The organism is Enterobacter cloacae complex sp. SHL021 (genome assembly GCF_049237765.1).
Taxonomy (GTDB): domain Bacteria; phylum Pseudomonadota; class Gammaproteobacteria; order Enterobacterales; family Enterobacteriaceae; genus Enterobacter; species Enterobacter cloacae.
The window spans coordinates 92,184-104,442 of sequence record NZ_JBMKJG010000015.1 but is presented as its reverse complement, the minus strand read 5'-3'; the positions used below and the strand labels follow the sequence as shown (position 1 = coordinate 104,442).

At 49.0% G+C, this 12,259-nt stretch carries 9 protein-coding genes; 2 read left to right on the top strand and 7 right to left on the bottom strand.

All coding sequences use genetic code 11. The annotated features are described in order from the left end of the window. Position 1: 1 nt before the first annotated feature. From oppB to ACOTZF_RS16175, 3 genes are all read right to left on the bottom strand, one after another. On the bottom strand, positions 2-922 hold the full coding sequence (gene oppB, locus ACOTZF_RS16185; RefSeq protein ID WP_013096271.1) for an oligopeptide ABC transporter permease OppB: 921 nt from the start codon (positions 920-922) through the stop codon (positions 2-4). Positions 923-1,005: 83 nt separating this feature from the next. After that, a complete protein-coding gene (gene oppA / locus ACOTZF_RS16180; protein WP_020690922.1) occupies positions 1,006-2,637 on the bottom strand; it encodes an oligopeptide ABC transporter substrate-binding protein OppA in 1,632 nt (543 codons plus the stop codon). A 771-nt stretch (positions 2,638-3,408) separates the two neighbouring features. Then, positions 3,409-4,056 carry a YchE family NAAT transporter gene (locus ACOTZF_RS16175; protein WP_020690921.1) on the bottom strand — a complete coding sequence of 216 codons (648 nt, stop codon included), beginning with the start codon at positions 4,054-4,056 and terminating at the stop codon, positions 3,409-3,411. 478 nt (positions 4,057-4,534) lie between these two features. On the opposite strand from ACOTZF_RS16175, the gene adhE reads away from it, so the two are divergent. Beyond that, positions 4,535-7,213: a bifunctional acetaldehyde-CoA/alcohol dehydrogenase gene (gene adhE, locus ACOTZF_RS16170; protein ID WP_045903122.1), complete on the top strand. Its 2,679-nt coding sequence runs from the start codon at positions 4,535-4,537 to the stop codon at positions 7,211-7,213. A 73-nt stretch (positions 7,214-7,286) separates the two neighbouring features. On the opposite strand, the gene tdk is transcribed toward adhE, so the two are convergent. Then, on the bottom strand, positions 7,287-7,901 hold the full coding sequence (gene tdk, locus ACOTZF_RS16165; RefSeq protein ID WP_013096267.1) for a thymidine kinase: 615 nt from the start codon (positions 7,899-7,901) through the stop codon (positions 7,287-7,289). Positions 7,902-8,450: 549 nt separating this feature from the next. Here tdk and hns point away from each other — a divergent pair. Continuing rightward, complete coding sequence (gene hns, locus ACOTZF_RS16160) at positions 8,451-8,864, top strand: histone-like nucleoid-structuring protein H-NS (RefSeq protein ID WP_008502781.1); 414 nt, start codon at positions 8,451-8,453, stop codon at positions 8,862-8,864. 199 nt (positions 8,865-9,063) lie between these two features. Here hns and galU read toward each other — a convergent pair whose 3' ends face one another. The 3 genes from galU to rssA form a co-directional block, all read right to left on the bottom strand. Further along, entirely contained in the window at positions 9,064-9,972 is a 909-nt protein-coding gene (galU, locus tag ACOTZF_RS16155) for a UTP--glucose-1-phosphate uridylyltransferase GalU (protein ID WP_029883446.1), read from the bottom strand. Positions 9,973-10,172: 200 nt separating this feature from the next. Next, positions 10,173-11,186, bottom strand: coding sequence for a two-component system response regulator RssB (gene rssB / locus ACOTZF_RS16150; protein WP_013096265.1), 1,014 nt, complete (start codon positions 11,184-11,186; stop codon positions 10,173-10,175). 91 nt (positions 11,187-11,277) lie between these two features. Continuing rightward, positions 11,278-12,180, bottom strand: coding sequence for a patatin-like phospholipase RssA (gene rssA / locus ACOTZF_RS16145; RefSeq protein ID WP_129251834.1), 903 nt, complete (start codon positions 12,178-12,180; stop codon positions 11,278-11,280). Positions 12,181-12,259: the final 79 nt, after the last annotated feature.

The window sequence follows — 12,259 nt, the reverse complement described above, 5'->3', positions numbered from 1 at the left end:
GTTAGTAACGGATTTTCGGGTCGATAACGGCATACAGCACATCGACAACAGCGTTAAAGAGAATGGTCAACGCACCCACAAGGATCGTCAGGCTCAGCACCAGAGAATAGTCGCGGTTGAGGGCACCGTTAACAAACAACTGGCCAATACCCGGCAGACCGTAGATGGTTTCAATAACCATTGAACCGGTAATAATACCGACGAACGCCGGTCCCATGTACGAGAGCACAGGTAAAAGAGCCGGCTTGAGCGCATGGCGGAAGATAATCCGGCGCATCGGCAACCCTTTCGCGCGCGCGGTACGGATGAAGTTAGAATGTAACACTTCAATCATCGAACCACGGGTGATACGCGCGATACTGGCGATGTAAGCCAGAGAAAGCGCCACCATCGGTAAAATCATGAATTTCAGTGCCCCGCCGTTCCAGCCGCCGCCGGGCAGCCATTTCAGCGTGATGGCAAATATCATCACCAGTAACGGCGCGACAACGAAGCTGGGGATAACCACCCCGGTCATTGCGACCCCCATTACCGTATAATCCCATTTGGTATTTTGTTTAAGCGCGGCGATAACGCCTGCGGTGACCCCGAGAACCACGGCCAACAAGAATGCCGCAGCACCCAGTTTTGCCGATACCGGGAAGCTGGACGCCACCAGGTCGTTAACGGAATAGTCTTTATATTTGAATGACGGCCCGAAATCGCCATGCGCCAGTTGCTTCAGATAGTTGAAGTATTGCGTGGAGATAGGATCGTTTAAATGATATTTCGCTTCGATATTCGCCATCACTTCAGGTGGCAGCGTACGTTCACCCGTGAATGGACTTCCCGGCGCGAGACGCATCATAAAGAAGGAAATTGTAATTAGAATAAATAACGTTGGTATCGCTTCTAAACAGCGACGCAGGATAAATTTCAACATTGCCCGTACCTTCTGGCGTGTGCCTGATGAATGTTACAAAGTAGACACAGTGGGGCAAGCCAGGCCCGCCCCACGTATTGCCATTAATGCTTGATAATATAAAGATTCTTAACGGAAATATTATCCAACGGGTCTTTACCGGTATAGCCGCCAACCCATGGTTTCACCAGGCGGGCATTCACGTAGTAGTAAACCGGTACAATTGCCGAGTCTTTATCGAGTTGTTGTTCTGCTTTGGCGTACAGGTCTGCGCGTTTTGCATCGTCAGTAACCTGCAGCGTTTCAGCGATAAGCTTATCGAATGCCGGGCTCTTATAGTGCGCCGTGTTGTTCGAGCTGTCGCTGAGCATGGTATTCAGGAAGGATGTCGGTTCATTATAGTCCGCACACCAGCCTGCACGCGCCACGTCAAAGGTGCCCTGATGACGGGTATCCAGGAAGGTTTTCCACTCCTGGTTTTCCAGCTTAACGTTCGCGCCCAGGTTTTTCTTCCAGATAGAGGCAACGGCAATCGCCAGTTTTTTATGCAGATCGGACGTGTTGTACAGCAGGTTAAACGTCAGCGGCTTATCTGCGGTATACCCCGCTTCGGCCAGCAGTTTTTTCGCTTCTTCGTTACGTTTTTCCTGTGACCACTTGAACCACTCAGGCTCAACCAGTTTCATGCCGTCGGTGTACGGTGGAGTGTAGCTGTAGGCTGGCAGATCGCCCTGGTTTTTCACTTTGTTCACGATGATATCGCGATCCAGTGCCAGCTTCAGCGCCGTACGGACACGTACGTCGGTGAACGGTGCTTTCTGGTTGTTAATTTCGTAGTAATAAGTACACAGGTATGGATCGACGTGAACTTCTTTCGGGATCTCTTTCTTCAGTTTCTGGAACAGTTCAATCGGCATGTTGTTATAGGTCATGTCGATTTCACCGCTGCGGTAGCGGTTCACGTCAGTCACTTCAGAAGAGATTGGCAGGTAGGTCACCTGGTTAATCACGGTTTTGGCGTTATCCCAGTATTGCGGGTTACGCTCCAGAACCATACGTTCGTTGACCACCCAGTCTTTCAGTTTATAAGCACCGTTGGTCACAATATTGGCAGGCTGGGTCCATTTTTCACCGAATTTTTCCACTGCGGATTTCGGTACCGGGGAGACAGACGGGTGAACCAGCAGTTTATAGAAGTACGGAACAGGTTCGCTCAACGTCACTTCAAACGTGTTGGCATCAATCGCTTTTACACCCAGATCGGTGACCGGTTTTTTACCGGCGATGATGTCATCGATATTGGCGATATGGCCATATTGCAGATAGCTCGCATACGGAGAGGCGGTGTTTGGATTCGCCAGGCGCTGCCAGCTGTAAACGAAATCTTCGGCGGTAACCGGTGTACCGTCGGACCATTTAGCATCTTTGCGCAGATGGAAGGTCCAGACTTTAAAATCTTTATTTTCCCACTTTTCGGCGACACCCGGTGCCGGGTGGCCTTCTACGTCAGTGACCAGCAGCCCTTCAAACAGGTCGCGGTTGACGTTTGACTCTGGCACGCCCTCAATTTTATGCGGATCAAGAGACTGTACTTCCGCCCCGTTGTTACGTACCAGCGTCTGCTTCTCAGCCAGCTGTACCCCTGCAGGCACGTCCGCAGCCATTGCAGCGTTGCCCGCGATTAGCGCAGTTAAAATCCCCGCCGCTACCAGATTTTTTTTTGTGATGATGGACATTGTGTTGGTACTCCACTCATTATAATTACTGGCCTTCGCCAGCTGTGTAATCCCCTGTTGGGGCCTGTACAGCGCAGGAGTTTTTTTTGCTGCTGTCAGGTTCTTTTTTTACTTCTTGCTATCACCGACTTCTTTATTACTGACCGCTCGTATGGCCGTCTTGCGTCGATTCTTTACACGTCTCCCCTGTCTGAGACATGTGTTGGATATTCGCGAAGATGACTATATGAAAATAATTCTCATCTTCTTGTTTTATGCTGCAAAATATTAGGCCGGAAAGTATCAAAAGGCGGAAACGCACGCCAATACATTTTGCAAATTTGTTAAGCAATTCTCTTTTACGAAGTGTACTAAATCGTTGAGGGCAGCCCTGCCTGACATGAAAGGACAAGAAAAATCTTTTCATTCAAAGAGATAAAGAAATCAGTCTCTCTGCGCGCGTCGCTGCGCTACCATCACGTCATTTTGTACAAAAATTTAACAACTGATTATTATTTAGCACATTCCTCTAAGGGAACGTTGAATTTACTAATATCATTTCGGTTATCACTCAGCAAGCCCCAGAGTATCGTGTGAGTAAAATAACACAATGATCGCAGGTTTTCTGTGCAGGCAGGAAACGGTGGGATTAATAACTCGTTGAAATATAAGAATTGAACATTATTAGTAGAATTTATTATGACATGTAAGCATTTCAACTTTATTTATATGATTTGCTGATATTCACGTAAAAAAAACGGAGCCGTTGGCTCCGTTCTTTCATATGAAACTTCAGTGCAATAAGCCGGGGAAAATGCTTTTGATGCCGGTCACAATGAATTCGATGCCCAGGGCCATCAATAGCAACCCCATAATACGGGTAATGACGTTTATGCCTGTCTGCCCAAGCAGACGCACCAGCCAGGGTGCCATGCGGAAAACGCCCCAACAACAAAGCGCAAAAATGGCAATGGCGACAGAAAAGCCAATCAGATGCATCCAATTGTGGTAGCGCGTACCCCAGACAATCGTCGAGCTAATAGCGCCGGGACCGGCCATCAGCGGTAACGCCAGCGGCACTACGCCTATGCTCTCGCGAATGGCGGTTTCTGATTTTTCCTGCTTGTTCTGTTTGTCTTCCCCAAGCTTACCGCTGATCATCGACATAGCGATGGTGACCACCAGGATCCCACCCGCAATACGGAAAGAATCAATCGAGATACCGAACACCTGAAGAATGGCATCCCCAAGATAAAGGGAGGTCAGGAGAATAATCGCCACTGACAGGTTAGCGGTAAGATTGGTTTTGTTTCTGGCCGCCGCCGTCTGGTAACTGGTCATACTAATGAAGACAGGAATGATCCCCACCGGGTTGACCAATGCAAACAAACCAATAAAAAACTTAAAATATGTAGGAAAATCAAAGAGCGATAAGATCACATTTTGCTCCGCTTATGCGTATGCCCCTGGGCTGACAATTGTCAGTGAAAATCGCGCTGAAGATACGCTTTTTATCAGCATACTTCACCAGAAATCTGTGCCAAAACGTTATCAATTCATGATGTTAAATATTTGTATAAGCAATGATAGCGCCACTTCCAATAGTTACTTAATTATTTAACACTGGAATAATCTCAAAGAAATAACCCTGCTGAAAGGTATCAGCTTGGGGGAAAATTGACGCAGATCATGATTTTCGTACTCAGAAGTGAGTAATCTTGATTACGCCCCCAGGGAGATGACCTGCCAAAAAAGGATGATGCTAAGGTAAGGCTCTTTTAGTAAATTAGTGTGCTGGTGCAGGAAGTAACCCATTGTTTTACTGTGTGTTACGCAAGTCGTATTGGCTCTGTCTATACTGTCTGACGTATCGAGCGCTGGTTTACTAAAAGAGTTTAAACATTATCAGGAGAGCATTATGGCTGTTACTAATATCGCTGAACTGAACGCCCTCGTCGAGCGCGTTAAAAAAGCCCAGCGTGAATATGCCAATTTCACCCAAGAACAGGTTGATAAAATCTTCCGCGCGGCCGCTCTGGCTGCTGCAGATGCTCGAATCCCTCTCGCTAAAATGGCCGTTGCCGAATCCGGCATGGGTATCGTTGAAGATAAAGTGATCAAAAACCACTTCGCTTCAGAGTATATCTACAACGCCTATAAAGATGAGAAAACCTGTGGCGTGCTGTCTGAAGACGACACTTTCGGTACTATCACCATTGCAGAACCTATCGGCATTATTTGCGGTATCGTTCCAACCACCAACCCAACGTCTACCGCTATCTTCAAATCTCTGATCAGCCTGAAGACCCGTAACGCAATCATCTTCTCCCCGCACCCACGTGCAAAAGATGCGACCAACAAAGCCGCTGACATCGTTCTGCAGGCTGCGATTGCTGCCGGTGCCCCTAAAGATCTGATCGGCTGGATCGACCAACCGTCCGTTGAGCTTTCTAACGCGCTGATGCACCACCCGGACATTAACCTGATCCTGGCGACCGGTGGTCCTGGCATGGTTAAAGCGGCATACAGTTCCGGTAAACCTGCTATCGGCGTAGGCGCGGGTAATACCCCTGTAGTTATTGATGAAACGGCCGATATCAAACGTGCTGTTGCGTCCGTGCTGATGTCCAAAACCTTCGACAACGGTGTTATCTGTGCTTCTGAACAGTCTGTTGTTGTTGTTGATTCCGTTTATGATGCTGTTCGCGAACGTTTCGCCAGCCACGGCGGCTACCTGCTGCAGGGCAAAGAACTGAAAGCGGTTCAGGATATCATTCTGAAAAATGGCGCGCTGAACGCGGCTATCGTGGGTCAGCCAGCGTATAAAATCGCTGAACTGGCAGGCTTCACTGTTCCGGCAACCACCAAAATTCTGATTGGTGAAGTTAAAGTTGTCGACGAAAGCGAACCATTCGCTCACGAAAAACTGTCCCCTACTCTGGCGATGTACCGCGCCAAAGATTTCGAAGACGCGGTAGAGAAAGCAGAGAAACTGGTTGCGATGGGTGGTATCGGCCATACCTCTTGCCTGTACACTGACCAGGATAACCAGCCAGAACGTGTTGCTCACTTTGGTCAGATGATGAAAACTGCACGTATCCTGATCAACACCCCGGCTTCTCAGGGTGGTATCGGCGACCTGTACAACTTCAAACTCGCACCTTCCCTGACTCTGGGTTGTGGTTCCTGGGGTGGTAACTCCATCTCTGAAAACGTTGGTCCAAAACACCTGATCAACAAGAAAACCGTTGCTAAGCGAGCTGAAAACATGTTGTGGCACAAACTTCCGAAATCTATCTACTTCCGCCGTGGTTCTCTGCCAATCGCGCTGGATGAAGTGATTACTGATGGCCACAAACGTGCGCTCATCGTGACTGACCGTTTCCTGTTCAACAACGGTTACGCTGACCAGATCACCTCTGTTCTTAAAGCCGCTGGCGTAGAAACTGAAGTGTTCTTTGAAGTTGAAGCTGACCCAACCCTGAGCGTTGTGCGTAAAGGTGCGGAGCTGGCTAACTCCTTCAAACCAGATGTGATTATCGCACTGGGTGGTGGTTCCCCAATGGACGCCGCGAAAATTATGTGGGTAATGTACGAACATCCAGAAACCCACTTCGAAGAACTGGCGCTGCGCTTTATGGACATCCGTAAACGTATCTACAAGTTCCCGAAAATGGGCGTAAAAGCGAAGATGATCGCCGTTACCACCACTTCCGGTACAGGTTCTGAAGTTACGCCGTTCGCGGTGGTCACTGATGACGCAACGGGTCAGAAATACCCACTTGCTGACTACGCGCTGACCCCAGATATGGCCATCGTTGATGCCAACCTGGTGATGGATATGCCGAAATCACTGTGTGCATTCGGTGGTCTGGACGCTGTAACTCACGCCCTGGAAGCATATGTTTCCGTACTGGCTTCTGAGTTCTCTGATGGTCAGGCTCTGCAGGCGCTGAAACTGCTGAAAGAAAACCTGCCAGCGTCTTACAACGAAGGGTCTAAAAACCCGGTTGCCCGTGAGCGTGTCCACAGTGCAGCAACCATCGCCGGTATCGCGTTTGCTAACGCCTTCCTCGGGGTTTGCCACTCCATGGCTCACAAACTGGGTTCTCAGTTCCACATCCCTCACGGTCTGGCGAACGCCCTGTTGATCAGCAACGTTATCCGTTATAACGCGAATGACAACCCAACCAAGCAGACTGCTTTCAGCCAGTACGACCGTCCGCAAGCACGTCGTCGTTACGCTGAAATCGCAGACCACCTGGGTCTGAGCGCACCGGGCGACCGTACTGCTGCGAAGATCGAGAAACTGCTGGCATGGCTGGAAAGCCTGAAGGCTGAACTGGGCATTCCTAAATCTATCCGCGAAGCGGGTGTTCAGGAAGCTGACTTCCTGGCACACGTTGATAAGCTGTCTGAAGATGCATTCGATGACCAGTGTACTGGTGCGAACCCGCGCTACCCACTGATCTCCGAGCTGAAACAGATCCTGCTGGATACATTCTACGGACGTGAGTTCAAAGAAGGTGACGTTGCTACTGTGAAAACAGAAGCACCCGTCATTAAAGCTGACAAAAAAGCGAAGAAAAGCGCTTAATTGACCGCTGTTAAAAAACCCGCCTCTGGCGGGTTTTTTTATGTCTGAAGATCAGGCTTTGAGTTCTTTGGAACTACTTCCGGTTATCGTGCTGAATCGCCGTCAGGGAGCCCACAGACAACGCCTCTTTATAATGCTTACGACAGACCGACACATAGCGTTCATTGCCCCCTATCACCACCTGCTCACCGTCTGCATAGGGTTTACCAGACTGATCAAGACGAAGCACCATACTGGCTTTACGGCCGCAAAAACAGATGGTTTTCAGTTCGACCAGTTTATCGGACCAGGCAAGCAAATACTGGCTACCGGCAAATAGCTCCCCGCGAAAGTCCGTGCGCAAACCATAGCAGAGAACGGGAATATCAAGTTCATCTACGACCTCTGAAAGCGCATGCACCTGTTCACGCGTCAGGAACTGGCTTTCATCGACCAGAACGCAATGAATGGGCTGGGAAGTATGCTCGGCACGGATATCCTGCAACAGGTCCGTTTGTGGGTTAAACAGTCTGGCCGGTGACGAGAGACCAATTCTTGAACTCACCTTACCTGCACCGAAGCGATCGTCGATTTCAGCGGTGTAAACAACGGTGCGCATCCCTCGTTCCTGATAATTGTAAGAGGATTGCAGTAACGCCGTGGATTTTCCGGCATTCATTGCCGAATAGTAGAAATAAAGTTGTGCCATTGGCCGTCAAACCCTAATCAATGTGTAATATTCCCAATGATTCATTGTACCATATTTTGTCTGGTCATCAGCGATACACCACACAGAGTATGGGGTTCAAGCCGCAGTTAACCACGAGATGCACAGGAAAATAATGCGATAAAACAGGAGGTAAACTGATTCAGCATGCTCTATATGTCGCGAACCCACTAAACATAACACTTCTTTTTATACTGGAATCCACGTTCATTAAAATTCACTATTTATTAACTATTTTTGCCCTGGCAACGCTGGCAGAAACTAATACAAAAGGCTGATATTTATCCGCCGCAACTATAATTCCTGCGGTAAATGTCACAAAAAAAAGATGCAACCGAACGGGTTAAGCAGGTAAGCGTGATAACAAGCGAGCCTGTGTGGGTATGAAATTTAAGTTAGCGTAATTAATAATAGCGCCCATTATTCCGTATTTTTTGAATTCCTTACATTCCCACCTATTGCACAACTGAATTTATCGCTCTATTATTAGGACAACAAACCACCCCCCATTATAAGTTTGAGATTACTACAATGAGCGAAGCACTTAAAATTCTGAACAACATCCGTACTCTTCGTGCGCAGGCAAGAGAATGCACCCTGGAAACGCTTGAAGAAATGCTGGAAAAATTAGAAGTTGTAGTTAATGAACGTCGCGAAGAAGAAAGCGCTGCTGCTGCTGAAATCGAAGAGCGTACGCGTAAACTGCAGCAATATCGTGAAATGCTGATTGCTGATGGTATCGATCCAAATGAATTGCTGAACAGCATGGCTGCAGCGAAGACCGGTACTAAAGCAAAACGCGCTGCTCGTCCTGCTAAATATAGCTATGTAGACGAGAACGGCGAAACTAAAACCTGGACTGGCCAGGGTCGTACGCCTGCTGTTATCAAAAAAGCCATGGATGAGCAAGGTAAACAGCTGGACGACTTCCTGATCAAGGATTAATCCTAACGTATTCAGAAAAATCCCGCTTAATGCGGGATTTTTTTTATCCTCAATTCCTGCAAACATCCCCTTACATGCCGTCATATTGGGACATCGTACTATTTAACGTTCCTTACAGACCGGTGTGGTTACCCTGAGTTGTGGGCATAAAAAAACCGGTGGGCATCGCCTCACCGGTCTTGATCATTTGCAGACGGGGTTATTTTTTAATACCCACGCTCTCTTTCAGCCAGGCTTTAAATTCTTCACCCAGTGAATTGTGGCGGATGCCATATTCCACGAATGCCTGCATATAACCGAGTTTATTACCGCAGTCATGGCTCTTACCTTTCATATGGTAGGCTTCAACGGTCTCTTTCTCGATCAGCATATCGATGGCATCGGTCAGCTGGATCTCATCTCCTGCTCCTGGAGGCGTTTTCGCCAGCAGTGGCCAGATTTCAGCACTCAGGACATAGCGACCTACTACCGCCAGATTAGACGGCGCTACGTCGGCTTTAGGCTTCTCTACGACGCCTACCATTGGCACGCTTTCACCGGGTTCAAGATTAACGCCTTTACAGTCAACAACACCGTAAGCCGTCACGTCTTCAACAGGTTCAACCATAATCTGGCTGCTACCCGTTTCGTCAAAGCGCTTGATCATCTCAGCAAGGTTATCCTGAGACAGATCGGATTCATATTCGTCCAGAATGACGTCTGGCAGAATGACCGCAACAGGTTCATTACCCACAACAGGATATGCACAAAGTACCGCGTGGCCCAGACCTTTCGCCAGCCCCTGACGCACCTGCATAATGGTAACGTGCGGAGGGCAAATAGACTGAACTTCTTCTAACAGCTGACGCTTAACGCGTTTTTCCAGCATGGCTTCGAGTTCGAAACTGGTATCGAAATGGTTTTCGATAGAGTTTTTAGATGAATGTGTAACCAGCACAATTTCAGTGATGCCGGCCGCGATACATTCGTTTACGACATACTGAATTAATGGCTTATCAACCAGTGGCAACATCTCTTTAGGAATTGCCTTAGTTGCTGGTAACATCCTGGTCCCCAATCCCGCTACCGGGATGACGGCCTTTCTGACTTTCGAATTTAGGGCAGCCATTCAAATTCTCCTGAGCTGTTCAAGTTTTGAACTTTTATGCATTAAATAACGCGTTGAGTATATCAGCCTCATCACACAGTCCGGGTCTGAAAAGAACGCGTTGCCGATCAATTAGGATAAATACGCATGAATCTGGGCAGCGATAGTAGCACTCCCCACAAAACACAGGTAAGGCAATCTTAAAATTAAGATCCAACTGCTTATTCCGTGGACAACATTAACCGCAACCGCCCGCCGGCACCCCAAATTTGGCACTGCCAGGAAGAACAGCGATGGCTAATTTGATTAAGATAAGCCGTACCCAATGTCCCCAGCGGCACACCGTTGCTAACCTGAATATGATGTTCCCCGGTATTCAGAGAGGCGTTCAGACCCGCTGAAACGAGGATAAGATTTTTCAATCCACTATGGTAATAGCCAACCAGCAATGGAAATTGTCCTGGTAAATTGGCCTGGCGAAAAAGCTGGTTAACCTGTTTAAGTAAACTGCCTAACTCCGGAAGCCGTTGCCCCTGATGCGATAACTGTTCCTGCAACAGCCCGTTAAATAGCGCACGAAGTAATAACGCTGCTAATACACCATTATCCCCTGCACGGGTAACATCCAGGGAATAAAACGCAAGATCGGAATCCGATAATGGCGCAATATCCAGCACCAGACCGGGCTGATCCGCGGCTACAAGCTGGCGATAATTTATTCGACAGTGTGAAAAGGTCTGTTGTACCGGCGGCTGAAGTTCCTGCAATAGCTTGGCCGCGGCAGGCGGATTACTGACTAAAGCATCCCAGTCCTGGAAAAGGCGCTCTTCTTCCTCGACACGGGAATTAAACATATTCGGATAAAGGCAGGCCAATACCGTTTCACGCAAACGGTTCAGATCTTTTACTGGTTTCAGCAGAATATCCTGCACCCCCAGACGTAATGCTTTGGCAATATCCGCCATATTTTCCGTCGCGGAGATCACCAGTATGGGCGTCTGGTTGCCCTCATTACGCAGATGTTCAACCAACTTCAGGCCATTCATCCGTGGCATTGCGATATCACAGATCATCAGATCGGGCGTGATACTGACCATTTTTTCCAGGGCATCAACACCATCTTCAGCCAGGGCAGTGGTTGCCCCCAGCGAGGATAACCACGAATCCAGTAGCGATCGGAAAACGGGCTCGTCTTCAACAATCAAAATGTGTTTTCCGGCCAATGGCTGCGTCATGGTTCCTCCCCTGGCTGACAGTTACTAAATAGTGGCATGCTATCGGCACTATCGCCTGTCAGATTTTGCTGAAGTAGTCAAAAAAAGGTGCTCAACGTGCGGTTCGCACAAATGGCAATAATTCGTCCATTTTCTTTTCGACGGCTAAAGAGCCCGCTGCGATGGCGGCCTCAGCCCGATGGAAATCAAGGGTAGAGATTTGTGGACAATAGGGTTGAATCAGAATATCCGGTGGGTCGCCCGCCATACGGTTACGTTTGAGGCGGTTTTCCAGCACCTGGATTGAGGTGGTCATAATCTCCATTGCCGTGGGTGCAGCGACCGAGCGGCGCGCGGCTATCCGGCCAATTCGCCCGCGTAAGCGCTCATGCCAGGCCAGTTTTTCCGCCTCGGCATCTTCGCTTTGCAAATTGACCGGCATGAGGTCTTGCTGCATCAGGTGAGCGTCGTGTTGCAAATCGACCGCGATCACGATGTCAGCCCCCATTGCCCGCGTCAAAGAGATTGGCACGGGGTTAACGACTCCGCCATCAACAAGCCAGTACCCATTATGCGGGACAGGAGCCATAAGGCCCGGCATACTGCAGGAGGCGCGAACGGCAAGGTGGATATCCCCTTCGGTCAGCCACAGCTCACGTCCCGTACTGAGATTCGTCGCCACGGCACCAAATGGCATCTGACAATCGCTGAAGTCCTGAAGAGGCATAATCTGACGGAACTGGTTAAAGACGCGTTCACCGCGAAGCAACCCACCGCGCTGCCACGAAAGGTCCATCAGGCGCAGCACGTCCCAGTAACTGAAGGATCGCACCCACGCTTCAAGTTCAGGCAATTTGCCGCACGCATAGGCGGAACCTACCAGCGATCCAATCGAACATCCTGCAACAATATCGACATCGACGCCCATCTGGTTTAAGGCATTTATCACGCCGATGTGTGACCATCCGCGGGCTGCACCTGAGCCCAGCGCCAGTCCAATTTTAACCTTTCTCATTAGCCCTGTTTTACTTCCCCTGGATTCCCGACATAGCGTCAACGCAACAGCTCAGTTAACATGGTGCTACCCGAAGCGT